The 24441-nt window shown below is 39.4% G+C and carries 20 protein-coding genes and 1 tRNA gene; 15 read left to right on the top strand and 6 right to left on the bottom strand.

Annotation, left to right across the window (positions count from 1 at the left end):
- Positions 1-11: 11 nt before the first annotated feature.
- The 7 genes from ligA (at position 12) to rlmD (ending at position 8828) form a co-directional block, all read left to right on the top strand.
- Positions 12-2036: an NAD-dependent DNA ligase LigA gene (gene ligA / locus EKM69_RS04400; protein ID WP_125708510.1), complete on the top strand. Its 2025-nt coding sequence runs from the start codon at positions 12-14 to the stop codon at positions 2034-2036.
- A gap of 68 nt (positions 2037-2104) precedes the next feature.
- Positions 2105-3238 (top strand): CamS family sex pheromone protein, encoded by a 1134-nt coding sequence (locus EKM69_RS04395; protein WP_125708508.1) that lies wholly within the window; start codon positions 2105-2107, stop codon positions 3236-3238.
- Positions 3228-3551 (top strand): Asp-tRNA(Asn)/Glu-tRNA(Gln) amidotransferase subunit GatC, encoded by a 324-nt coding sequence (gatC, locus tag EKM69_RS04390; protein WP_225423836.1) that lies wholly within the window; start codon positions 3228-3230, stop codon positions 3549-3551. Before EKM69_RS04395 ends, gatC begins: the two co-directional genes overlap by 11 nt.
- Entirely contained in the window at positions 3551-5008 is a 1458-nt protein-coding gene (gatA, locus tag EKM69_RS04385) for an Asp-tRNA(Asn)/Glu-tRNA(Gln) amidotransferase subunit GatA (RefSeq protein WP_125708504.1), read from the top strand. The genes gatC and gatA overlap by 1 nt, the downstream gene beginning before the upstream one ends.
- Complete coding sequence (gatB, locus tag EKM69_RS04380) at positions 5008-6435, top strand: Asp-tRNA(Asn)/Glu-tRNA(Gln) amidotransferase subunit GatB (protein ID WP_125708502.1); 1428 nt, start codon at positions 5008-5010, stop codon at positions 6433-6435. Before gatA ends, gatB begins: the two co-directional genes overlap by 1 nt.
- A 13-nt stretch (positions 6436-6448) precedes the next feature.
- On the top strand, positions 6449-7435 hold the full coding sequence (locus EKM69_RS04375) for a diacylglycerol kinase (protein ID WP_125708500.1): 987 nt from the start codon (positions 6449-6451) through the stop codon (positions 7433-7435).
- Positions 7436-7472: 37 nt separating this feature from the next.
- The gene (rlmD, locus tag EKM69_RS04370; RefSeq protein ID WP_125708498.1) at positions 7473-8828 is read left to right on the top strand and encodes a 23S rRNA (uracil(1939)-C(5))-methyltransferase RlmD; all 1356 of its coding nucleotides are present in this window, start codon (positions 7473-7475) and stop codon (positions 8826-8828) included.
- 654 nt (positions 8829-9482) lie between these two features.
- Here the strand turns inward: rlmD and EKM69_RS04365 are convergent.
- The 5 genes from EKM69_RS04365 to EKM69_RS12475 form a co-directional block, all read right to left on the bottom strand.
- Positions 9483-10826, bottom strand: a complete 1344-nt coding sequence (locus EKM69_RS04365; RefSeq protein ID WP_125708496.1) for a PFL family protein — start codon at positions 10824-10826, stop codon at positions 9483-9485.
- 9 nt (positions 10827-10835) lie between these two features.
- Positions 10836-11102, bottom strand: a complete 267-nt coding sequence (locus EKM69_RS04360; protein ID WP_125708494.1) for an ACT domain-containing protein — start codon at positions 11100-11102, stop codon at positions 10836-10838.
- 88 nt (positions 11103-11190) lie between these two features.
- Positions 11191-12081 (bottom strand): alpha/beta hydrolase, encoded by an 891-nt coding sequence (locus EKM69_RS04355; protein WP_225423835.1) that lies wholly within the window; start codon positions 12079-12081, stop codon positions 11191-11193.
- Entirely contained in the window at positions 12071-12874 is an 804-nt protein-coding gene (locus tag EKM69_RS12480) for a PTS transporter subunit EIIC (protein ID WP_225423834.1), read from the bottom strand. Before EKM69_RS12480 ends, EKM69_RS04355 begins: the two co-directional genes overlap by 11 nt.
- A 3-nt stretch (positions 12875-12877) precedes the next feature.
- A complete protein-coding gene (locus EKM69_RS12475) occupies positions 12878-13408 on the bottom strand; it encodes a hypothetical protein (protein ID WP_225423833.1) in 531 nt (176 codons plus the stop codon).
- Between the two features lie 580 nt (positions 13409-13988).
- Between EKM69_RS12475 and EKM69_RS04345 the strand changes: the two genes are divergently transcribed.
- From EKM69_RS04345 to EKM69_RS04330, 4 genes are all read left to right on the top strand, one after another.
- The gene (locus EKM69_RS04345; protein WP_125708492.1) at positions 13989-14987 is read left to right on the top strand and encodes a Gfo/Idh/MocA family protein; all 999 of its coding nucleotides are present in this window, start codon (positions 13989-13991) and stop codon (positions 14985-14987) included.
- Position 14988: 1 nt separating this feature from the next.
- Complete coding sequence (locus EKM69_RS04340; RefSeq protein WP_225423832.1) at positions 14989-16209, top strand: DEAD/DEAH box helicase; 1221 nt, start codon at positions 14989-14991, stop codon at positions 16207-16209.
- 38 nt (positions 16210-16247) lie between these two features.
- Positions 16248-16321, top strand: a tRNA-Arg gene (locus EKM69_RS04335).
- Positions 16322-16379: 58 nt separating this feature from the next.
- Positions 16380-16568, top strand: a complete 189-nt coding sequence (locus EKM69_RS04330) for a hypothetical protein (RefSeq protein WP_125708490.1) — start codon at positions 16380-16382, stop codon at positions 16566-16568.
- 84 nt (positions 16569-16652) lie between these two features.
- Here the strand turns inward: EKM69_RS04330 and EKM69_RS04325 are convergent, their stop codons facing one another.
- Positions 16653-17639, bottom strand: coding sequence for a DUF5067 domain-containing protein (locus tag EKM69_RS04325; protein WP_164505844.1), 987 nt, complete (start codon positions 17637-17639; stop codon positions 16653-16655).
- 274 nt (positions 17640-17913) lie between these two features.
- Between EKM69_RS04325 and EKM69_RS04320 the strand changes: the two genes are divergently transcribed.
- The 4 genes from EKM69_RS04320 (at position 17914) to EKM69_RS04310 (ending at position 24398) form a co-directional block, all read left to right on the top strand.
- Positions 17914-19167: a CAP domain-containing protein gene (locus tag EKM69_RS04320; protein WP_125708487.1), complete on the top strand. Its 1254-nt coding sequence runs from the start codon at positions 17914-17916 to the stop codon at positions 19165-19167.
- Between the two features lie 151 nt (positions 19168-19318).
- The gene (locus tag EKM69_RS12595) at positions 19319-19447 is read left to right on the top strand and encodes a hypothetical protein (RefSeq protein WP_263853849.1); all 129 of its coding nucleotides are present in this window, start codon (positions 19319-19321) and stop codon (positions 19445-19447) included.
- Between the two features lie 157 nt (positions 19448-19604).
- Positions 19605-21563, top strand: a complete 1959-nt coding sequence (locus tag EKM69_RS04315; protein WP_125708485.1) for a hypothetical protein — start codon at positions 19605-19607, stop codon at positions 21561-21563.
- An 882-nt stretch (positions 21564-22445) separates the two neighbouring features.
- Positions 22446-24398 carry a hypothetical protein gene (locus EKM69_RS04310; RefSeq protein ID WP_125708483.1) on the top strand — a complete coding sequence of 651 codons (1953 nt, stop codon included), beginning with the start codon at positions 22446-22448 and terminating at the stop codon, positions 24396-24398.
- The last annotated feature ends 43 nt before the right edge of the window (positions 24399-24441 follow it).

Genomic DNA, 24441 nt, shown 5'->3' with positions numbered 1-24441 from the left:
GAGGAAAAGATATGGCAGAACAAAATGTTACGAAACAAGAAGCTAATCAAGAATTAGCCGAATTACGCGACACTTTGAATAAATATCGTGAAGCATATTACACTAAAGATGCTCCTCTAGTAGAAGATAGTGAGTACGATAAACAATACAATCGATTATTAGCTCTCGAACAAGAATATCCTGATTTAGTAACACCTGATTCACCATCACAATTAGTTGGTGATGTAGTAGACCCCGAATTCAACAAAGTAAATCATGAGATCCCGATGCTTTCCATGGGGGATGTTTTTTCAGAAGAAGAACTCTCCGAATGGAACGACCGGATCGAAAAAAATGTCGGTAGCGAAGTCGACTACAATGTCGAATTGAAGATCGACGGTTTAGCAATTTCGTTAGTTTATGAAAATGGTATCCTCGTTCAAGGTTCAACTCGTGGTGATGGTACAACGGGTGAAAATGTCACCGAAAACTTAAAGACGATCAAATCGATCCCGCAAAAATTACCGAAACCACTCAGCTTTGAAGTACGTGGCGAGTGTTTCATGGATAAAAACGAATTTTTACGTTTGAACAATAATCGTGAAGCTAACGGTGAACAAGTTTTTGCCAATCCTAGAAACGCCGCTGCCGGAAGTTTACGTCAGTTGAATCCACAAGTAACTGCTGACCGAAAACTTGATACGTTCATGTATACGATCGTAACTTTTGACGACTTGAACGTTACGACCCAACACCAAGCCCTACAAACGTTGGAAGAACTAGGTTTCCACGTCAATCCAACGGCAAAAGTCACTACTGGTTTAGATGGTGTCAAAGAATATATTGAACACTACGGTGAATTACGTGATGGCTTAGATTATGGGATCGACGGTGTGGTTTTGAAGGTCAACGACTTAGCTGCTCAACGTCGATTAGGTAATACTGTTAAGGTTCCTCGTTGGGAGATCGCCTACAAATTTCCACCAGAACAAGCAGAAACAATCGTCCGCGACATCGAATGGACCATCGGTCGGACAGGTGTGTTAACACCAACAGCTGTAATGGATCCGGTTAGTCTTGCTGGAACGACCGTTTCTCGGGCAACCTTACACAACATCGATATGATCAAGTCTAAAGACATCCGAGTTAACGACACAGTCTTACTACACAAAGCAGGAGATATTATTCCTGAGGTTTCACAAGTAGTTTTGAAAAAACGTCCGGAAGATTCACAACCTGCTGAGATTCCAACTCATTGTCCATACTGTGATTCTGAATTGATCCGTTTGGAAGATGAAGTGGCTTTACGTTGCATCAATCCTAAATGTCCGGCACAAGTAAAAGAGCAGTTAACGCATTTTGCTTCAAGAAATGCGATGAATATTGACGGATTAGGTCCAAAAATCATCGAACAGTTGTATACTAAGCATTTGATCGAAGACGTAGCAGACTTATTCAATCTAACAGCCGATGATTTGTCTACACTCGATGGTTTCAAAGAAAAATCGATCAATAACTTATTAACGGCAATCAATAACTCAAAAAGCAATTCAGTCGAACGATTAATTTTTGGATTAGGGATTCGTCATGTCGGTGCCAAAGCGGCACGGATCCTGAGTGAACACTTCGGTGATCTTGATGGATTAATGGATGCTAGCAAGGAAGAAATTTTAGCCGTCAACACGATGGGTGAAATTATTGCTGACAGTATAATTACTTATTTTGATAATAATGATGTTCAAAAGCTTATTAATGAACTAAAATCAGTAGGAGTTAATACAAAATTTATTGGTAGTTCGAATAATAATGAAACAAATCAACATTTTACTGATAAAATAATTGTTATAACTGGAACTCTAACGAAATATAAACGTTCAGAATTAACGAGCCTACTTGAAGATATGGGTGCTAAGGTTACGGGATCAGTAACTAAGAAGACCGATATTTTGATTGCTGGTGAAAAAGCCGGAAGTAAGCTAACTAAAGCACAGCAATTAGGAACTCAAATTATTGATGAATCGACTTTATCTGATTACCTCAATGATACCGAGGAGTAAGTCTGGCTTGTTGCCTTTAATATGAGTATTTTTCTTACTCAATGAACGATCAATAAAGGAGATAACTTTTGAAAAAATTCATAAAAACCACTGCCTTGTTGATGGCATCGGTGATGCTTTTATCGGCGTGTGGAAATTTACAAGATTCTAGTCTATCTTCTGGTGGAGGGGACACGAACTCTTCTGTCCAGACGACTAACTCAACTGACTCAAGCAGTTATGATGTATTGCTAAATAATGGTAAATACAAGACTAGTCCGATCAGTGGTTTGACTGCTTCAAATAATACGAACCAGTTCAATACCCGTAGTTTTGAAAGTGGCTTAATGAAACTTTCAAAAGATCAATTTTCAACTAAAGATTATGTCTTCCAAGAAGGACAAATCTTGACAGCCGGAACGGTCAATAAATGGCTAGGCCGCGAATCAAAGAAAAATCCAACTGGTTTAAATCCTAAGTCAAATGGCTCAACTAAAGCTGATAAACGTGAGCCAATGTACTTACAACAAATGCTTGAAGAAGACTATTTAACTAAGCAAGATGGTAAATACAAACTAGCTGGTATGTCGATCGGTATTGCTTTAAATCAAGTCGACTACTACCAAAAGAAACAATATGGTGCAACTTACCAAACTAAGATCTCAACTGAAGCACAAAAGCAAGCCGGTGAACGGATCGCTGCTGAAGTAGTTAAACGACTACGTAAGGATAAACAAGTCGGCAATGATATTCCTATCGTTGTAGGCCTTTATTCGGTTGCTCCAGAAGATACGATCGTAGGTGGAAATTACATCCAATATTCTGTCAGCAAGTCTGGTAAGTTAGGCTCTTGGAAGGATCTTGGCTACAAGAGTCAGATGCTACCAACAGTGAATAACGAAAAGGCTATCAGTAGTAGTGATGAAGATGCTTTTTCAAACTTTAAGTCCCACATCCAAGACTATTTCCCTAACTTGTCAGGAGTTACTGCTCAAGCACACTACGACGGGAAAAACTTGACGTCATTAGATATTACTATTAACACGCAATTTGATGGATTAGCTCAAGTAACTAGTTTCACCCAGTTCGTGCAAGATAGTGCAGGCAAGTACTTGCCATCTGGTGCCGACTTAGATATTTCGATTCAAACTGTTGACCAACAACAAGCATTTATTACTAGAACTGATGGTAAATTTAGTTCGCACGTATTCAATGCAGATTAGTAAAGGAGAAGTTATGATTTCAAAAGAAGAAGTTTTACACGTTGCTGAATTGGCAAACTTAAAACTAAAAGACAATGAAGTAGACGGCTTCGTTTCACAATTGGACGACATCGTTACGATGGCTAGTCAATTATCAACCGTTGATACAGAAGGTGTTGAACCAACTTATCATATGAGTGATACAACTACCGTATTCCGCGCAGATGAAGGTAAACATACCCAAACTCGTGAAGAATTACTCGAAAACGTACCAGAAGTTCAAGATAACTTGATCAAGGTACCATCAATCGTTGATAAGGAGGATGGCGAATAGTGGATTACTTTAACGAAACAATTGATTTATTGCACAAGAAATTAGCTGACAAAGAAATCACAGCTGAAAGCCTTACTAAGGATACTTTGCAAAATATCAACGACAAAGAAGCTAAACTAAATGCTTACGTAACAGTCAATGACCAAGCTACAGAAGATGCTAAAAAAGTCGATGAAAAAGGTATCGAAGGTCGCCTCTCAGGTATTCCCGTAGCTATCAAAGACAACATTTTGACTAAAGGCGTATTAACAACAGCTTCAAGTAAGATCTTGTCTAACTTTATGCCTATTTACGATGCTACAGTTACTGAAAAGCTCAAGAATGCTGGAGCTATCAATGTTGGTAAGACAAACTTAGATGAGTTTGCCATGGGTTCATCAACTGAAACTTCATACTATGGAACTTCCCACAATGCTTGGGATTACACTAAGGTTCCTGGTGGTTCATCCGGTGGTTCAGCTGCTGCTGTTGCCAGTGGTGATGTTATCGCTGCTTTAGGTACAGATACTGGTGGTTCAATTAGACAACCAGCTTCATTCAACGGTATTTTTGGTATCAAACCAACTTATGGTCGTGTATCACGTTGGGGCGTTATTGCTTTCGCTTCAAGTTTGGACCAAGTAGGTGTTATGTCAAAACGCGTTGAAGACTCAGCTGAAGTTCTTACAACGATTGCAGGTCATGACGTTCATGACTCAACTAGTTCTGAAAAAGAAGTTCCTGACTATCGTGCTAACTTGAACAAAGACATGCACGGTGTAAAGATTGCCGTTCCTAAGGAATTTTGGCATGAAGGAACTGATCCAGAAGTCTTGAAGACAGTCGATGAAGCCATCGAAACTTATAAGAAACTCGGTGCTACAGTCGAAGAAGTTAGTTTGCCAAGTTTGAAGCATGCGGTTGAAGTTTATTACGTAATCGCATCTTCAGAAGCTTCTTCAAACCTTCAAAGATATGATGGTGTTCGTTACGGTTTCCGTGCTAAAGATGTTAAGAACATCAAAGAATTATTCGTTAACTCACGTTCAGAAGGCTTTGGCGATGAAGTAAAACGTCGTATCATGCTAGGAACATTTACGCTTTCTGCTGGTGCTTACGATGCTTACTTCAAAAAAGCTGCTCAAGTTAGAACTATTTTTATCAACGAATTGAAAGCTGTTCTCGACAAATACGATTTGATCGCTGGACCAGTTACAACTTCAACTGCGTTTGGTATCGGCGAAAAGATCGATGATCCATTGGCAATGTACATGAATGATATCTTAACTATTCCTGCTAACTTAGCTGGTTTGCCTGCTGCTTCAGTTCCTGCTGGAACAGTCAACGGCTTGCCTGTCGGTTTGCAATTGATGGCTAATTCATTTGATGAACAAGCAATCTTCAATGCTGCGTATGCATTGCAAGAAGAAAACAAATTTTATGAACAGATTCCAACTGCATTAAAGGAGGAAGACTAATGAATTTTGAAACAACGATCGGTCTAGAAGTCCACGTTGAACTTAAGACTAATTCAAAGATGTTTAGTCCTTCACCAGTAGCTTATGGTGCTGAACCTAACACAAACACAAACGTGATCGACTTCGGTTTTCCTGGAGTCCTTCCTTCAGTTAACAAAGGTGGATATCGTCTAGGTGTCATGGTTGCTTTAGCCTTGAATGCAGAGATCGAAAAGCACACTCACTTTGATCGTAAAAACTACTTCTACCCAGATAACCCTAAGGCTTATCAATTAACACAACATGAAAAACCACTAGGGCATGATGGTTGGCTCGAAGTTGAAGTCAACGGTGAAAAGAAGAAGATCGGTATCGAAGAACTTCACGTTGAAGAAGATGCTGGTAAGAATACTCACCACGGTAACAGTTCTTACGTTGACTTGAACCGTCAAGGTACACCACTTGTCGAAATCGTTTCTAAAGCTGATATGCACACACCTGATGAAGCATATGCTTACCTAGAAAAACTTCGCCAAATCGTCCAATTTACTGGCGCATCTGACGTTAAGATGGAAGAAGGATCAATGCGTGTTGATACGAACATTTCAATCACACCAATTGGTTCTGACAAATTAGGTACTAAAGTCGAATTGAAAAACTTGAACTCATTTAACTATGTCAGAATGGGCTTAGCTTACGAAGAAAAACGTCAAGCAGCTATTTTGAAAAATGGTGGAACAATTGGTCAAGAGACACGTCGTTTTGACGAAAAGACCGGTGAAACAGTGCTAATGCGTGTTAAATCTGGAGCAGATGACTATCGTTACTTCCCAGAACCAGACCTTCCAGCATTCAACATCGATCCATCATGGATCAAAGAGATCAAAGACTCATTACCTGAACCAGCGGAAGAACGTCGTAATCGTTATATCAACGAACTTGGAATTCCTGAATACGATGCTGGTGTCTTGACAGATACAAAGGAAATGTCAGACTTCTTTGATGAAACAGTTAAGTATGATGCTAATCCAAAACTAGTTTCAAACTGGTTGATGGGTGAAGTTAATGGATACTTGAACGAAAAGAAAATCGGTTTGTTAGATACTAAATTAACGCCGGAACACTTGGCTAAGATGATCAACTTGATCTCTGATGGAACAATTTCATCGAAGATCGCGAAGAAAGTCTTCCAAGAAACAATTAGTAACGGTACAGAACCTGAAGGTTGGGTCAAAGAAAAGGGCATGGTCCAAGAATCAGATCCTGCAGTCTTGAAGCCAATGATCGTTGATGTATTAGATAACAATCAACAATCGATCGACGACTTTAAGAATGGTAAAGATCGTGCTGTTGGCTTCTTGATCGGACAAATTATGAAGAAGACACGTGGACAAGCCAATCCAAAAGTTGTTAACAAGATACTGATGGAAGAATTAAATATCCGTTAGCGAGGAGTATTTTATGCGTGCTAGATTGATTTATAACCCTACATCTGGACATGAAACACTGCCACACAGTGTAGGTGACATTTTAAATGTCTTGGAAGAGGCCGGCTATGAAGCTAGTGCCTATCGAACAACTGCCAAGAAAAAGTCAGCACTTAAGGAAGCTAGAAGAGTAGCACAAGAGGGGTTTGATTTAGTAGTTGCTGCCGGAGGCGATGGAACGATCAATGAGGTTATCAATGGGATAGCCGATTTGGAAAAACGACCAGAAATGGCCATCATCCCAGCAGGAACCACTAATGATTATGCGAGAGCTTTGAAGATCCCCCGTGATGACGTTGTCGAAGCAGCCAAGGTAGTTTTGAAAAAACAAAAGCTTGATGTAGATATCGGGCAAGCTGGCGAACATTATTTTATTAATATCGCCGGTGGAGGCTCGATGACGGAACTGACTTATGAGGTTCCGTCCGCATACAAGTCCATTTTGGGCTACCTTGCATACTTAGTTAAAGGAGCTGAACTATTACCTAGGATCAGCCCCATTGACATGCACATCGAATACGACGATGGCGTATTTGACGGCAAGGCAACGATGTTCTTGATCGGATTAACTAACTCGATCGGTGGAATGGAACAAATCGCGCCTAATTCCGTCATCGGAGATGGAACGTTCTCTTTGATCATCGTCAAAGAAACAAACTTGCGTGACTTAGTCCATTTGATCACCTTAGTATTGAATGGTGGTCGTCACGTAGACAATCCGAAAGTTATTTATACTAAGACAAAAGAAATCACCGTCAAAGCCAATGATGATAACCGCATCATGATCAACTTAGACGGCGAATATGGTGGAGATGCACCAATGAAGTTTAAGAATCTGCATAATCATGTTAGGATGTATGCAAATGTAGATTCGATCCCGTTGAAAGCTCTTGATACTCGTTCGGACGAGGAAAAAGACGTCGGCGAGAAAATAATTGAAGAAGAAAAACACTTAGATTAACAGTCCCTCGGGCTGTTTTTTCTATGTAAGGAGAAATATGGATAAACCTAATATCAAAAAAAATGACCAACTAGAATTGTCAATCGACGATCTATCATACGAAGGTAAAGGTGTGGCTAAAGTCGATGACTTCACACTTTTTGTCGATAATGCTTTGCCTGGTGAAACTGTCAAAGCAGTCATCACCAAAGTAGGTAAGAGCTACGGCTTTGCCAAGGCCTTGGAGATCTTGAAGAAGTCACCTGACCGTGTCGATAGCGTTGACAATGTCTACGTGCGTACTGGTATCGCACCATTGAGTCATTTAGCCTATCCAGAACAATTGAAGTTCAAACAACATCAAATTGAAGTCAACTACCAAAAGAACCACTTGGACATTCCCGTCAACGAAACTTTAGGCATGGAAGATCCATTCCACTACCGGAATAAAGCTCAAGTTCCTGTTCGTGAAGTTGACCATCAATTAACGACTGGATTTTATCGTCGTCACTCGCATGAGTTGATTCCGATGGAAGACTTTTTGATTCAAGATCCTAAGATCGATGCTGAGATTTTACGCGTTCGTGATATTTTACGGAAATACAAAGTTCGTGGTTTCGATGAAGAAAATCATAAAGGTCAAATCAGAACGATCATGGTCCGTCGTGCTTATTACACTTGTGAAATGATGGTCGTACTAGTTTCTCGTGTCCGTGACATTTCTCATTACAAAGACATCACTAACGAGATCATGGCTAATGAGGACGTCAAGTCACTTTATTTAAACATCAACGAAAAGAAGACGAACGTCATCTTAGGTAACGAAATGAAACTGTTAGCTGGTTCAGCTTACATCGATGACAAGCTTCTAGGTCACACTTACCGTATTTCACCACGTTCGTTCTACCAAGTTAACCCAACGCAAACGCAAAAGCTTTATCAATTAGCTATTGAAAAAGCCGACTTGAAGGGTAACGAAAACGTTGTCGATGCCTATTCTGGTATCGGTACGATCGGATTGTCATTAGCGGATAAAGCTAAACAAGTTACTGGTATTGAAGTAGTTGAAGACGCCGTGAAAGATGCTCAACAAAATGCTGACATTAACGGAATCAAGAATGCTGATTTTATCGTTGGTAAGACAGAAGACGTCCTGAATGACTGGGCTAAGAATAAGGTTGCCGTCGACGTCTTAATGGTCGATCCTCCACGTAAAGGACTAGCATCATCATTGATCGACAGTATCGTCAATATCAAGCCTAAGAAGATCGTTTACGTCAGTTGCAATCCAGCAACACTAGCACGTGACATCAAGGCTCTAAGCGACGCATATCAAGCAGATTCAACAACGCCAGTGGACATGTTCCCAATGACAAACCATATTGAATCAGTTACTAGCTTGAAATTGAAATAATTAAAAAAGATGAATCTCTTCTTGTGTTGAAGGAGGAATTCATCTTTTTTGTATTATCGTCAATGATTGATGGAAATAGATTGACTTGAGTACTAGTAGTGTGTGATACTTCTTGTCGGTGCCAAACCTCGTAAGTAGAATCCGGTCGGCGCTTTGGCGTTTGGAAGATCGGTGCAACTTACAATGAAAAGAGTCCTGCAATTTTGTGGGACTCTTTTTTATTGGAAAATTGTTTGAGAGGTAGAATCTTCTTGTTCACCCATCTAGTTGTGGTGTGCTTTTTGATATCCGCTGGATTGTTTCGTTTGTATTTTTAATTAAAATAGCACTATCCAATTTTGCTGGTTAAATATGCAGCGGTTTGGATAGTGCTTTTTACCTTTATTCTCAAGGATGTTGAAACGGGCTCCAGGCGACAGCGGCCTCCGGTTTAGAAACTGTCAGCAGGCACGACTTCGTCGCACCTTGGGTGCTGACAGTCCCTAAATCCTCAGCAGCTGACCGTCGCCTTCCGCTCTCTGATCTGAAAACGAGCTCCGCGAGGTAGCGGCCTCCGGTTAACACATGTAGTCGCGGCACTGCTTCGCAGCACCTTGTGCGACTACACGCGTTAATCCTCAGCAGCTGACCAACCTCGCTGCGCTCTCTGATCTTTTAATTTTTAAATGAATGTATAGGACTAGGTATGTGTCCACCACGATGTATGAAGTCTGCTGGACTGTTGGTGTTTACGGGCATTACTGGTGCTTGTCCGAATAGTCCTCCGAATTCTACTGTGTCACCGACTTTTTTGCCTGTGTCAGGGATGATTCTTACGGCAGTGGTCTTGTTGTTGATGACACCGATGGCTGATTCGTCAGCGATCATTCCGCTGATCGTTTCTGCAGTTGTGTCACCAGGGATAGCAATCATGTCTAATCCCACGGAACAAACGGCTGTCATTGCTTCGAGTTTTTCGATATTTAGATTTCCTTTAGTTACGGCACGGATCATTTCAGCATCTTCTGATACTGGGATGAAGGCACCAGATAGTCCTCCAACGTGTTCACAAGCCATGACGCCACCTTTTTTAACGGCATCATTTAAGAGGGCTAGGGCTGCAGTCGTACCAGGGGCACCGACACTTTCCAAACCAATTTCTTCTAAGATCTCAGCGACTGAGTCGCCTTCGTTTGGAGTTGGAGCTAGTGACAAGTCGACGATACCGAATGGTACGTTGAGGGCTTTAGAAGCAATGTTTCCGACAAATTGGCCCATTCTTGTGACTTTGAAGGCTGTTTTTTTGATGGTTTCGGAGACTTTATCGATCGGTTGACCTTTGACTTGTTCGAGGGCACGTTTGACCACTCCTGGTCCACTGATTCCGACGTTAATGACGCAATCTGCTTCACCGACACCGTGGAAAGCACCAGCCATGAATGGATTATCTTCGACGGCATTGGCGAAGACAACTAAGCTCATGCAGTTGACAGGGTCTTCTTTAGCCAAGTCTTTGATAACGTGACCCATTTGTTTAACGGCATCTAAATTGATACCTGATCTAGTTGAGCCGACATTGACTGAACCACAGACACGTTCAGTCTCAGTTAAAGCTTGCGGGATCGATTGGATCAAAGTTTCGTCACCAGTTTGATAGCCTTTTTGAACTAAGGCTGAAAAACCACCGATCAAGTCGACGCCGAGTTCTTTGGCAGCTTGATCCATCGTCTTAGCGTAGGCAACGTAATCTTTGTCATCAGATGCAGCAGCGATGATCGAGATCGGAGTTACCGAGATACGCTTGTTAACGATAGGGATACCGTATTCTGATTGGATCTCATCAGCTACTTTGACTAAGTCTTTAGCTTTAGTAGTAAGCTTGTCATAAATTTTTTGACGAGCTTTTTTTCCGTCACTGTCGATACAGTCGATGAGGGAAATTCCCATTGTGATCGTCCGGATGTCGAGTTTTTCTTCGGAGATCATTTGAATAGTTTCTAAGATTGAATTAGTTTCCATGTGGACCTCCTAGAGTTTTTGTGTGGCATCGAAGATTTCTTGGCGTTGAACGTGAATGTCTAAATTAGTATCCTTGCCTAGTTGTTCGAATTTGTCTTTCACGGAATCAAAATCTGATGTATCAGGTATTTCGACCATCATCATCATGGTGAAATTACCATGCATTAAAGTTTGCGAGATATCGATGATGTTAATGTCTAGTTCGGAAAGTTTGTTGGAAACTTTCGCCACGATTCCGGTGTGGTCTTTTCCAAATACTGTGAGAATTGCTTTCATGGTGGGCCTCCTTCCTTAAAAAATGTCTAAATCAATGATAAACGATTTAATTTATCTACACAACTAGGATAATAATTAAATATTAATCTTATTTATTTACAGAACGACGGTCAGTCTTATTAGGCGGTGTAGCATTTTTATCATTGATGATGTATTGATGAAAGAGCGAGATAAATTGCGGATTGTCGATCATATCAGAGTGTTGGGCATTTTTACCAGTTAAAGTGATCAAAGTGTAATGATTGATCTGACCTTCAAAAATGTATTTTCCTGCTTCAACACTACCGATAGGAACGATCCCATCATCAGTATAAGCTTTTGTTCCGGCAATTGAATAGTAGGTTAAGTCAGTAGGTAATTTAGATTTGTTTTTTTCAAAATCACTGAGCATTTGCGTCCGTTTGGATTGATTACGTTCTTCGAAATTGTAAGGCGTCCCGACGGTCATCATCCGGTTCATGTTGATGTCGTTGGAATCGAAATAATGTTCCAAATAATACGTCCAGATCAAGCCACCATTGGAATGACCAAATCCATCGAAGTTATTGAACTTATAACGAGACATTAAATCGTTGAAAGCAATTGAGAACCAGCGAGCTTGTTGCTTGATATTGCTGTAACCGTCTTTATTATTTTCAAAACCGACAACGATGAAAGGACGATTGTCATTATTCTTGATCGAACCTTTGTAAGTGATCGTGTCGTTTTTATGGACAGTCAGTTCAAGCAGGCTGTGGTGCTCGTCGAACTTTTTATTGATGGTGCCAACTAAGTCTTCAAAGCGGGTGGCTGAAGCACTAGAACCTGGAATCATGATGATTGGCGAGAGTGGTGAATTGTAACGTCCAGCAAGCGTTTTGATGTCATTTTTAGTTGAAAAATAAGAGGGGATGGCGACAATGGTCAAAATGATAAAAAGCCAAATTATCGTCTTGAAACCTTTTTTGGAAGCGGGTTGTTTGATGAATTTAGTTTTCACGAGAAACGCCTCCTTTTTCCAAAGTTAAATTGTCTTGAAGTTTAACTTGTTCGGCAATTTTGACGAAGGGGATGTAAATGATCGTCGAGACGAATAAGGAAATGATGGTGAACAATAAAGCTTGCCAACTACCGTTGGTACCTAGGAATGCTATCAAAGGACCTGGCGTGCCAACTGGGACCGAGTAGACGGCTGGTGGCATTAAATGGAGTTGTAAAGCGATGACAGCAAGAATCATGTTGACCATTGGAGCTAGAATGAAAGGAATCAAAAAAATCACGTTGAAAAAGACGGGGATACCCGACATTAAAGCACTGTTGACGTTAAAAATACTAGGTATCAACGACCAACGCGAAACGTTGATGAAATCACGATCACGAGAGACCCAAAGAATCGCAATGATCAAAGCTAAAGTAGCACCTTGACCACCATAAGTAGCAAATGTGTGATAAAGAGTGGAACTGTTAAATAAATTAGGTGCACCCCAAGCTGTATGGTGGTTTAAGGCGTATTGCAAGTTTGTGGCAGCTGAGTTATCTGCGTAAGCAAAGTTAGTTGCCGAATAGGGACCGGACCAACCTAAAAAGGACATGATGATTGAGTATAATCCAAGCCCAAAAGTTCTTAACAAGCTCAAAATCGGTTTAGAACTAGGATTTGTACTGGAAAGGGCAGTGATGATCGTTTCTGGTAAGTTAGAATAAAAAGTGACGGTAACTAAGTCACTGATGATGACTGATATCACGATAGCAATCAAGATCGGCTTGATCGAGATCCCGGTCCGTTGCAACATGTTTTAAGACATCGCTAAGGAGTTAGGAGCGGTGGCTTTTTTACTAGTCCATTTGAATAAGTAACCGATGAATATCCCTAATAAAATGGCAAAAAGCAATCCCCGAATACCTAAAACGGCGCTGTGAAATGACATCGGAGTTTTCCGTGAATAAGTGTAAGCCACGATCAATAACGAGATCGAAGCGGTGATACCAGCTAGTTGATCGTCACGTTTGAAGTGTTTAGCAGTATACTTAGCCGCGGAAAAAGCAGCGATGACAGAGATCCAGCCTAAGGTCATGGTGGAGATTGCTGAAAAAATATCATCTATTTGATAAAACAAATTGTCACTCAAGAAATCAGTCCAGTTGCTGAAAAGACCGTTTTTTCCTAAGAAGACTAATTGGATGGTTCTGGAGAAACTTCCAATTAAGGCGAAGGGAAAGATGGTTAGAACAGTTTTTTGGATGACACGGTATAAAAAAATCTGTTGGATTTTTAAGTTTAAGCGGATCAGCTTTTTTTCTAACGGATGAGTGAACTGTTCTTCCACGATAACACCCTCTTATGTTTTTAATAATTTTTCTGTTCAACTTAGAGTATAGACTATTATAAAAAACTATCCAGAAATTTGGTCCGGGAATTGCGCCGTGGAACGCTGCGGACCCACTTTGAGCTATCCAAGGGAAACCGCCTTGGACATCTCAAAGCTGGGTCTTTTCGTAAGCACGGCCCATGCCGTGCAAACGAAAATTTCGCGGCTGACGGCGAATTCCCTCCACCCTCCGCAGAACCTAAGTTGCATTAAGCCTCCTTTGTTGGTGGGGTTACGGTACTTATCTTTATTGCGGTTGTTGTTTGGTTGATTTTCGGGTATCTATATTTTTTTTTGGAATTAAATTTTGATTGGGGGACTTATCTGTTTCATTTTTGTTTGTGTTTTGTTTGTTGATAAATTTGAAGGCAAAAGTTCAAAGAAGTAAGTTTAAGAGAAAAATTGTTTTTGCTTTTTGATTGAGTGTATTGGTGATTTTGCTGTTCCATAAATAGATGTATATCTTCTTATTTATGGAGAGCTTTTTGAGTAGCTATTTTTTATTTATATCAGTAGAATTGGTGTTGAGGTGATTTTTATGTTGAAACTCGGAATTATCGGTACTAATTGGATTACACAACAATTTGTTTCCGCTGCCGAAGAAACTGAATCATTTGCTTTGACTGAGGTTTATTCTCGGACTGAGGCTAAGGCTAAGGATTTCGCTGACAAGTTTCCTTCTTTTGATGTGCAATTGACTACTGATCTGGATGAATTTTTTGCTAGCGATAAATTTGATGTGGTTTATATTGCATCACCAAATAGTTTGCACTTTGCTCAAGCTAAGCAAGCTTTGGAAAATGGGAAGAATGTTATCGTTGAAAAGCCTAGTACTTCTAATGTCCGTGAGTTGACTATTCTTCAAGAGACTGCTCAACTGCATGGTTTGTTTTTGATCGAGGCTGCTCGTCATATTGAAGAGCCTATTTTTGAAAAAATTCAGTCTTACGTTGATGCTAATAAGGCGGCATTATCCGGGGCAACTTTGTCATATATGAAATATTCCAGTCGTTATGATGACTTTCTTTCTGGAAAAAATCCGAATGTCTTTACTACTAAATTTTCTGGTGGTGCCTTGTATGACTTAGGTGTCTACGTTGTTTATGACGCCGTTGTCTTATTCGGTGAGCCTAAGTCGTTCGACTATCAAGCAGAGATCCTTGCTTCAGGTGTTGACGGTAGTGGTAGTTTAACACTCAAATATGATGACTTTGACGTCAATATTATAATAGGAAAAACGAAGAATTCGGTCATGCCTTCGGAAATTTATTTTGGTAAGAAAACATTGCTACTAGATAGCGGTGGTGACATTACTAAGCTTGAAGAAAGTGTGGCTGGTCAAGATATTAAGGTGATTCCAACTACTAAGGATGACAACCCAATGGATTGCGAAGCTGTGGAATTTGCTCGGATCATCGAACAAAATGACCAAGATAAGTACCAACAGTTGTCGAGATATGCTAGAATAGTTAATCGCATTCTAGAACACGCAAGGGCTTCAGCAGGAATTATTTTTGAAGCAGATGAGGATAAATAAATTGGAAATACCTAAACTTTATCAAGATTATTTCAAAGAACATAATTTTGAACAAATGACTAAGATCCAAGAAACGGTTTATCAACCTTTCAAACAAGGCAAGGACTTAGTAGCAATGGCACCAACTGGCTCAGGAAAGACCTTAGCTTTTTCCATGCCCATGATCGAAACTTTAGTGCCAAAAGATGGCTTGCAAGTTTTGATTTTAGAGCCATCACAAGAACTAGCTATCCAAGTTAGAACGGTTCTTCAACCACTGGCTAAAGCGGTTGGTTGCTCGGTTCAAGCAGTAACTGGTGGGGCTAATCCCCAACGTCAGTTGAAAAAATTAAAAGAAAAGCCTGAGATCTTAGTGGCAACTTTGGGCCGCTTGAAAGAATTGACGGATGCACGTAAAGTCAAACTCGGTAACGTTCAAACTGTGATCGTTGATGAAGCGGATGAAATGTTGAATGAAACAAAGTTAGACGCCGTTCGCGAAACTATCGACGAAATGCCAGCTGACGTGCAGATGACCTTTTTCTCAGCTACCGGGAATGATATTTTTAAAAATATGTCCAAGTGGTTTGGGAAAGATTTTGAAGTGATCGACCAACGTTATGATCGTTCATATACGGCAGGTATTAGTCATTATTTCATTAATACTGGTAGCGACGGGATGAAAAACATCTTGATCCGTGAAATGGCTCATAATAAGAAGTTTCTCGGAATCGTCTTTTTCAACAACTCGCGTTCGTTGCACAAGGCTATTAGTGATTTGGACCACGCTAAGACTAATTTCGTGGCACTCGACAGTAAGATGTCTTCACAGCAAAGAAAGACTGCCTTGCAACTATTTTCTAGCAAGAAAGTTACATTGCTTCTTACTACAGATGTCGCATCTCGTGGGATGGATATTGAAGATGTTACAACGATCATCAATTACATGATCCCTCGTGACAATTCCGAATACTTGCACCGTGCCGGTCGGACAGGTCGGATGGGCAAGAGCGGTGATGTCGTTACTTTTGGTAATAGTCATGACTTCAGAAACTTGCAAACTTTCAATGATCTTGATATTCAAAAAGTATTCTTGAATCATGATGGTACTTTTTCTGACAAAGAGACTTATCACAAACGTAAAAAAGCTACAGCTTCAAGTCAACCGAAACCAAAGCACAAGAAACGTTTACGTGATCAAAAGAATAAAGGTAAGCGTAAACCGAAAAAACCTTTACAATAAATTTTATTGGTGGCACGATATTAGTGTTACCTTTTTTTGGTCCCTTGGCTCAGCAGGATAGAGCAACTGCCTCCTAAGCAGTAGGTCCCCGGTTCGATTCCGGGAGGGATCATTAGTTTCTCTGTTTTATCGTTTGAAAAAATTAGATAAATGTTGGGAGAAATACGAATATGAAAATGGATGATATGCCGGCAAATAACTTAAAGCACCCCCTATCAGAAGAAGAAATTCTTCAATTAGACCTTCCTAAATGTTCACAGGGTGCATCTGCTAACAGACAAGTTATTGAAAGACATGTGATAGAGATTTTAAAAAATCCTCAAATATCATCAGTTGTTAAAAAGCTGTCAGAAGAATAGTTTATTACCTCTAAATACTCGTAACCATAATTTGGTTGCGAGTATTTTTTAGGATGAAAAAAAAAGCCCAGAGGGCTTTTTTTGTTAGTTTAATTCGAGAGTTCCGGTGTCGTAATCATGAGTATAGTTATAAATATCTATCTCATCAGTCTCGCTATTTGCTAAGTTTCCAAGGAACTTCAATCTAAGTGAAGTAATTTCTTTGATATCGTTCATGTTTTCAATCAAAAATACCACTTGTCCTTTTTTCTTGCTTCCAGCCATATATTCTCCACCAATAGTTGAGTCACTTTCGATTAAATCTGCTTTTATTTGATTTCCATTATTTGTTAGGAGTTCAGACTGATTGGGATAAATATTGATGTCGGTGTCTGTGGTCGATATTTCGAAATTGACGATTATTGTACCTTGAGCAGTTTCACCATTAATATCTTGTGGTTCTGTAAATTTTCCGACATTAACATCAGGAATCTTAACTGTTACGCCGGACCAGGAATTATCTGACCAGTTGATATTATAAGTTTTAAATTGTTCTACACCATCAGGTAATTTTCCTTTTCCGTTATTTTTTTTTGATTTTTTTTCATTTTGTGACTTGTTTTTGTCACTGGAATCAGACCTATTTAGGTCTAAAATTAAATCCTGATCTTTATCGGAACTTTTAAATTTCAAAAGAACAGGATCTTTGGTGTTCTCTAATTGATAAATCCTCGTGACTTTGGCAGATTGGTTTTTATCAAGCGTTACATCCAAATCTGCACCAACATTTTCGGTTAATTGTTTATTCGATTTCTTTAGTTTCTGATATGGATAAATTTTTGAATCCGCAATATAATCTGGATTTATTGATTTTGATCCATTATTTTTAATCTCATATAAAATAGCTATTGCATGCTTGCTAGAAGTTTCGTTACCAGCAGTGTGTGGCTTAATGATTTTTGTTTTTTGTACATCAACTTTTACGTCATCAATTACAACGTTATGTCGATCAATACTTTTGGAACAGCTTGCTAAAAAAATAGTGAAGATTAGGACACTTATCAGAGATAAGGTGGTAGTCTTTTTATTCATTAGTATTTCCCCAGAAAGTAAAATCAGCTTTTTGTTGTCGTCAGTGTTTGGACTAACCATGGAAAAATAAGCGAATGCGATTATTGTAACTGTCTGGCGTTAAATGAACGATTCGAAAAAATATCATGGTAACTCTTACAATATAAAAAATATGAAAATATTTCTTTCTTTTGTCATTTTCTTAAAGTTAAATTTAGATTTGATTGTAAATCTTATAAATGTATAATTATATTTATAAAAACGTATTATATTTTGTTTTAGAGGGAGAATTAATATGATTAAATCTAAAGGTAAGTTTTTTACGTTATTCATTGCTGGATTGGTTTTAGGATCCATTGCTTTAACGCAAAATAATGCTCAAGCGGATACAGTTGATTCAAGTGTTGATGCTAACGCTGTTAGTGCCGTAAAAGCTGATACACCTGAAGTTCCAGCTACTAATTCGGAAGTTTCAGACAATGATGCTGATCATTCTGCAGTTTTAACTACTGCACCTGTTTCGACTGGGGATGAAACAGCTGATACTTCTAACGAAGCTACCGCTACGACTTCAGCCCAAGCAGATCAAACTGCTAATACTCAAGCTTCAATTTATATGGACACTCAAGCAGTGGCTGCTAATGTGCTCAGCGAGTTGAACAATTTACGTGCTCAAAATAATCTGCCTGCGATCAACAACGTGGACTCATTGAAGGGGTGTGCCCAATCGCGTGCGGATGTTCAAGTAGGACGCGGTGGAGTCAGTCACGCCGACTGGTCAGCTGATGCTATGGCACCTTACGACTATGATGCTAAAGAGGCTTTGGCTAATTGGGATATTGCTAGTTTGCCAAATGACCCTTATCAAGTGGCAGTTCATTTCATCAAGAATTTTTACACTGAAGAAAAGGCTCCTGAAGGTACCTTTGGTCACCGTAAAGCCTTGCTAGATCCATACTTATCAACCGTTGGTGTTGGTGTTTCCATGGATAACGGCATCATGGTCGTTGCCTTAGAATTTGGTAACGATGCCGCAACTGAAAGCAGTTACGATCAAAAAGCAGTTCAGTCATACAATGACACTTTCAAGAATGGATATGCTAACTACTCGAGATATGATAAATCATCATTGAATGATACTGATCACACAACGAAAACAGATAATTACATACCTTTCGATACTAAAGGAGAAGTTTCAACATTTGATAGTTTAGTTGATATGGTCGACCGTAATGGTAACGTCTACGACAGTCCTAGACTTGCTCCATGGACTACTTGGTATACCGACATCTTAGCTCAAATCAATGGACAATTATATTACCGCGTTTCAAATAATGGTTTCGTTTCAATAAATGATGTTCGTGCTTCGGCATACGTTGACCTCTACCTCAGCACACCACAACCACTAGAAATTTTCAACGATAACATGATGTCAACAGGTCGATACACTCAACCTAATACCGAATATCACGTTGATCGTCGGACAATGGACGGTACCGCTCTTCGTGTCGGTGAGGGCCAATGGTTCATCAATATCACTAACGGATAAGATTAAAAAATTATCATTGATTTGTAATAGTTAGATAACGGTGATTGTTATATCGATTGATCAAAATTAAAAAGTTTTGAATGCTTTTTGATTGACTTTCTTTTAAAAGGGATTAGAATATCAGTTATATTTTAAAAGGAGGTAAATGATTATGAAATATCGTGTACTATTAAATACAGACACACAATTGTTTACCGTAGTAGATAAGAATAACAATAATTCTTTTGCAGACGGTAAGACAATCCAAGAAGCCGTTTCTAAATTACAACAAACAGCTTAATTCAAAAATAAGATTTTTACTGAAACGCTTACAACCACGTGTTGTAGGCGTTTTTTTAGTTTGTGATGTTATTGCTTAAATTGTACTTTATGTATTAGAATGATATTAGGTATAATTATATTGTTATTTAACTAAAAAATAATTAGGGGGAATTGCTATGCGACAAAATATAAAAAAATATTTACTGATTATTGTCTTAGCTTTTGCGACATGTTTTAGTTTGCCGGGGACCAATCAGAATAGCATTTCCTCTCAAAATGTTGAAGCTGCCGAAGCTGCACCAGTACACACACCAAGTGGTGATCCAATCGGAATTATCGGTGCTTATATCGTTGGTGGATATACATTACAACCAACTAGTCAATACACTTATTTGGATCGACCAGTAACTTTGCAGTCCAAAGCTGTGTACAATATGCTGGAGATCAATCCGTTACGTCCATTTTCTTATCAGTGGATGATGAGTAAAGATGGTATTAATTGGGGAGATCCAGCAGATTTAGACAGTGCTAATATAACGTTGCCTGCCGATAGTGTGGGAACCAGATATTACCAATCTACTTATACTAAAGTATCAGGATTATGGGGAAATGAAAGGTCTGGTTATTATTCAAAAATGGTAAGCGTTACGGTCTTACCAGAACCAGTAGAGGCAACAAAGGTCAATGTCACCACCGATGATGACTATTTGTACAATAATCAAGAAAATGCTTCAACAACTTATGCACATGCCCAACTTGAACCGTTTGATTCAACCGCAACAATAACGTGGTCATTAAGTGGAAGCAGTTCTGATTTAGCAACGATCGATCCTAATACCGGATTGATCACAGCCAACAAAAATGGCAAGTCAGGTACGATCGAAGTGGTTGCTACAGCGCACAACTCTGACGAAACAACTGTAACAGGTTCTACCAAGGTAAAAATTGGTGGAGGGCTGGACAATCAAAAAGTTGACGAAGGAAAAACTGCCACCTTTGATATCGGAGGCCAGTTCGCAGCTGTACCAGATTCCATCGTTTGGCATAAGATTGTTAACAACAAAGACACAGTGATCTCAGGTGCCAATAAAATGAGCTACACGACACCAGCAACAGTCTACGATGACAATGGAGCCCAATATTACGCTGTCATTAAGATCACCCAAAATGACAGTGAAGGAAATCCGCAAACGTCAACAATCACTACCAACAAGGCAACCTTAACGGTCATCCCAGATAAAGTTCCGCGAGTATTGTTAAATAGTACAGTCATCAATAACTCATACGATGATCACAATGCTGACAACACAGAGCTTAATAACGTGATTTCTGGTGACAATATCACTATTAAGGGAACCGCAACTGACGATAATAAGAATTCAGCCATGAGTGCGGCATCGATCAAGATCAAATTACCAAAAGATATTGAAAAAGACGACAGTGGGCGTCCAGCAATTACTGATGTTAAAATCGATGGTCAATCGACTGAAAACTATTATGTAGTATCTAACAGTAGTGATCCAGGGACTTACATTATTAATTTTTATGAAATTGATTTTACTCAAACTAAGAGTCATAGTTATGAATTAAGTTTCAACACCCAAAACAAAAATACTTATGATTTTGTCACTGTTCCATCATTAACAGGTGTCGATTCGAATGAAGATCCAATCGATGGTACTTATGAAGGTAACTCCTTAACAATCCATTTCACAGATGGAAAATTAGCAGCAAGTGCCAACAACTTGGATTACGGAACATTGAAGTACGATAACATTGGAAAACCACAAACAGGAACAGTCGACGGTGATGACAGTACGAACGTACTAACAATCAATGACAACCGTCGTGACAAAACAGCTGCAAGCATTTACGTATCTCAAAGCACACCGTTCACGACATCTAATGGAGAAAAAACATTACCAGCAGAATTACGTTTTTACGATGATGACGGAAGTTATAAGGTAATCGGCAACGACAATACACTAGTATCAAGTACAGCCGAAGGCCAACAACTAACCTCAGTCAAAAATGGTGACGACTATGGAATTAAACTGTACATCCAAAAAGGATCTGTTGAGTATGGACAGTTCAATTCAACAATAGAATGGACATTCCAAAACGCGCCAATATAGCAGAGAGTGGAGAGACGCGGTTAGCTGCTGAGGATTTAAACACAGAGAGCGCAGCGAGGTTGGTCAGCTGCTGAGGATTAACGCGTGTAGTCGCACAAGGTACGGCGAAGCCGTGCCGCGACTACATGTGTTAACCGGAGGCCGCTACCTCGCGGAGCTCGTTTCAGCATCCTTGAGGATAAAACATAAAAGCACTACGCAAAACCGTAGCAAGTTTAGCTAACAAGAAAGGATAATACTATTCAATTTGCAGCAGTTTTCTCCATAAAAAATAGATAGCACCATCTCGTATATACGCAGCCGTGCCGCGACACCTGTGTTAACCGGAGGCCGCTGCGTCTCGGAACTCGTTTTCGCATCCTTGAGGATAAAGCATAAAATCACTATCTAATTGCGGCAAGTTTAGCTAACAAGAATCGAATATACTATTCAATTAACAGCAGATTTCTCCATAAAAATAGATAGCACTATCTCATATTTGCGAAGTCGTGCCTCGACCACCCGTGTTAACCGAAGGCCACAGTCGCCTAAAACTCGTTCACCATTCTTGATGATAAACCAAAAATGCAAACAACCAATTCCAACTCCAACCATCAAACAGGTACATACCAATTTTCACAATCAAAAAAATCCTAAAATAACAAAATTATTTTTACCGAGTATGAGAAATACTCGGTATTTTTTTACGATAAAATCAATAGAGATAGCGTTTACAATTATAGAATGATAAATTAAATTTCTCCACAATTTGTAACAAAAAAATAAAGAGCTTGTGAAACATAAATATATCGTTTTAGGATAAAAGCGTGTATAATTAAGAAGAAAAAAATCATTGTTATCAATAGCATGAGGTAATCAATTTGTCAGCTAGGAGGGATATCAATGCCAAAGAAAACTATGAAACTCATCCTGATTTCTATGCTTACTTTTTTACTGTTGATCGGCTTGGGCGGAGCTAGCGAGAATTCAAATCCTGACGCAAAAGCTGAAGATATATCCATTGTTCCGAAAGGAAAACCAACTGGGGATTCAGTGGATTTATTGTTTTTAACTATTATTTCTGGATATGGTTTACAACCGAAGGATCAATATACTTTTATGGGCCAACCCGTTGATCTATCAGTAAAAATAAATATGAATGCTTTTGATCTTGCAGGATCAATAGTTTACCCATTTTACGGTCGACAATGGTATAGTTCCACAAATCCTACTTCAGCTGATAATTGGCAAAAAGTTAGTGGAGGAACGAATCGCAAATTAACCGTTAATCCGACATCAGTTGGAACGGTGTATTATCAAGATTCTTATATCAAAAAAGGATTGTTGCTTGGCAAGTCATTTTACTCAGATGTCGCAACAGTAACGACTTATCCTGATCCAGTCGAAGCTACGGGCGTAACTGTCACGGTTGCACAGGATTACTTGTATAACAATCAAAAAGATCCTGCAATGACTGTAGCTTATGCCAAACCAGAACCATTCAATTCAACTGCCAAACTAAGTTGGTCAGTCGATAACACTGAACTAGCTACGATCGATCCAGATACTGGTGAAATCACAGCTAATAACTCTAGCAAATCAGGAACAGTTCATGCAATCGCAACACTGACGAACAGTAATGGCGACCAAGTTACTGGAAGTGCTCCAGTCAAAATCGGTGGTGGATTAGACGACCAAACCGTTAACGAAGGTCAAAAAGCCACCTTCAAAGTCCAAGGAGAATGGACGACAGTAAATTCAGTCACTTGGCATCGAGTTGTTGATGGCAAAGATGAAACGATTTCAGGAGCGGATAGTCTCAGCTACACAACTCCAGAGACTACTTACGATAACAACGATGATAAATATTACGCTGTTTTAAAAGTTCCTACCCAAGATGCTAGCGGAAATAACACCGTTACGACTATTACGACTAATAAAGCTAATTTAACAGTTATTGCGGATACTAATCCTAAAATAACCGGTACTAGCAACATATACAACAACACTCATAACGACCATAACGCTGATGACACGATGATAAATGGTGTTATTGCCGGTGACAATTTAACAGTACGTGGTTCATTCACAGATACCAACAAGAATTCAATTATGAAGTCTGGAGCGATTCAAGTGAACCTTCCGGATAACTTGAAGACGAATGAAGATCCAGATGGATCAGATTTAACAGGAGTTAAAGTTGATGGCCAACCAACCGATGATTATTACATCGGATCTGGTCCAGCAGGAGACTATCAATTCGTTTACTTGTTTAATATTGATTTTTCCGAATACAAGACCCACACTTATGAATTTAGTTTTGATGTGGAAGACAATGGTAACTCGAAATTCGTAACGACACCTACGTTGTTCGGTCAAAGAGAGGATGAATCCAATATCGATGGGAATTTCCCAGCCAACGAGCTGACGATCAACTTTAGTGATAACAAATTGACCGCCCAAGCGAACGATATCGATTACGGAAAGCTCAAATTTTCTAACGTCGGTAAGCCAGTGACCGGAACCATCAATGGTGATGAAACGGCTGATATTTTAAACGTTTCAGATAACCGTCGTGATAAAAAACAGTCCAAAATTTTATTGGAACAATTGGATGGATTTACTTCTGATTCAGGAAATAAGCTGGATGCTGAATTGAGATATTATTCACCCAATGGCGATTATCAAGTAATTGGTACTTCCGAAGTAGTACTTTCGGACACGCCAGCTGGGAGCACGGTTAATTCAATTGAAAACAGTAGTACAACAGGCCTGAAATTATTCATTCGCGAAAATTTGGTCAAAAATGAAGATTATGGTTCCGTCTTAGGTTGGACGATTCAAAGTGCTCCTTAAAAATCATTCAAATATGCAAAGGAAAAATCAGTAATTCGATCAA

Origin of the sequence: Companilactobacillus zhongbaensis (assembly GCF_003946515.1) — a bacterium.
GTDB classification, from domain to species: Bacteria; Bacillota; Bacilli; order Lactobacillales; family Lactobacillaceae; genus Companilactobacillus; species Companilactobacillus zhongbaensis.
This window is presented reverse-complemented; position numbering and strand designations above follow the sequence as displayed.